1 rRNA gene (cut by a window edge) is annotated in these 2251 nt (G+C 50.2%); it reads right to left on the minus strand.

The annotated features are described in order from the left end of the window. Window positions 1-2251 (minus strand): 23S ribosomal RNA (locus ACSHZO_RS15640); its annotated part runs 437 nt beyond the window's last position; the annotation flags it as partial.

Here is a 2251-nt window from a genome sequence, read left to right on the forward strand (position 1 = left end):
CACTCAAATTTCTAACGCCCACTGTAGATAGAGACCGAACTGTCTCACGACGTTCTGAACCCAGCTCGCGTGCCACTTTAATGGGCGAACAGCCCAACCCTTGGGACCTTCTCCAGCCCCAGGATGTGACGAGCCGACATCGAGGTGCCAAACCCCCCCGTCGATGTGAGCTCTTGGGGGAGATCAGCCTGTTATCCCCGGCGTACCTTTTATCCTTTGAGCGATGACCCTTCCATGCGGTGTCACCGGATCACTATGCTCTACTTTCGTACCTGATCGACCTGTATGTCTCTCAGTCAAGCTCCCTTTTGCCATTGCACTCTACGCACGGTTACCAAGCGTGCTGAGGGAACCTTTAGAAGCCTCCGTTACTCTTTTGGAGGCGACCACCCCAGTCAAACTACCCACCAAGCACTGTCCTTCCATTGGAAGTTAGGCTCTAAACAAGTAAAGGGTAGTATTTCAACAACGACTCCACCACACCTGGCGATGCAGCTTCAAAGTCTCCTACCTATCCTACACATCACTTGTTCAAAGTCAATACTAAGCTATAGTAAAGGTGCACGGGGTCTTTTCGTCCCACAGCGGGTAATCGGCATCTTCACCGATACTACAATTTCACCGAGCTCATGGCTGAGACAGTATCCAGATCGTTGCACCATTCGTGCAGGTCGGAACTTACCCGACAAGGAATTTCGCTACCTTAGGACCGTTATAGTTACGGCCGCCGTTTACTGGGGCTTCAGTTCAATGCTTCGCCGAAGCTAACATCTCCCCTTAACCTTCCAGCACCGGGCAGGTGTCAGGCCCTATACGTCATCTTTCGATTTAGCAGAGCCCTGTGTTTTTGATAAACAGTCGCCTGGATCTTTTCACTGCGGCCCCCCCATAAGGGGGGCGACCCTTCTCCCGAAGTTACGGGCCAATTTTGCCTAGTTCCTTAGCCATGAATCTCTCGAGCACCTTAGAATTCTCATCCCAACTACCTGTGTCGGTTTAGGGTACGGGTTGCCTCCACTCGCTTTTCTTGGAAGTCGCTCCTCTGGATTATCACGCCGGCCGTAGCTTTTGTGTACTATCGGGGTGTTACCACTCCCTTCAACGTACTATTCCGTCAGTACGCACCAAATTTACGCCTCCGTCCGCTTTAACGTGGGGCAAGTAGCAGAATATTAACTGCTTGTCCATCGACTACCCCTTTCGGGTTCGCCTTAGGTCCCGACTAACCCTCAGCTGATTAGCATAGCTGAGGAAACCTTAGTCTTTCGGTGTGCGGGTTTCTCGCCCGCATTATCGTTACTTATGCCTACATTTTCTTTTGTAACCAATCCAGCAAGCCTCGCGACTCACCTTCATCTCTGTTACAATGCTCCCCTACCACTATAGTAAACTATAGTCCATAGCTTCGGTAATATGTTTATGCCCGATTATTATCCATGCCGAACCGCTCGACTAGTGAGCTGTTACGCACTCTTTAAATGAATGGCTGCTTCCAAGCCAACATCCTAGCTGTCTGGGCAGTTCAACCGCGTTTCTTCAACTTAACATATATTTTGGGACCTTAGCTGATGGTCTGGGTTCTTTCCCTCTCGGACATGGACCTTAGCACCCATGCCCTCACTGATATGAAACATTTTATAGCATTCGGAGTTTGTCAGGAATTGGTAGGCGGTGAAGCCCCCGCATCCAATCAGTAGCTCTACCTCTATAAAACTATCTATATCGCTGCACCTAAATGCATTTCGGGGAGTACGAGCTATTTCCGAGTTTGATTGGCCTTTCACCCCTACCCTCAGGTCATCCCAAGACTTTTCAACGTCAACGGGTTCGGTCCTCCACTATGTGTTACCACAGCTTCAACCTGCCCAAGGGTAGATCACACGGTTTCGCGTCTACCACTACCAACTAAAGCGCCCTATTCAGACTCGCTTTCGCTACGGCTCCACAGCTGAACTGCTTAACCTTGCTGGCAACGGTAACTCGTAGGCTCATTATGCAAAAGGCACGCCGTCACATCACGAAGATGCTCCGACCGCTTGTAAGCGTATGGTTTCAGGATCTATTTCACTCCCTTATTCAGGGTTCTTTTCACCTTTCCCTCACGGTACTGGTTCACTATCGGTCTCTCAGGAGTATTTAGCCTTGGCGGATGGTCCCGCCGGATTCATACAGGGTTTCACGTGCCCCGCACTACTCAGGATACTGCTATGCTTTATATCAACTTTCCTATACCGGGCTATCACCGTCTTTG

The organism is Christiangramia sp. 3-2217-3z (assembly GCF_051195275.1).
GTDB lineage: Bacteria > Bacteroidota > Bacteroidia > Flavobacteriales > Flavobacteriaceae > Christiangramia > Christiangramia marina.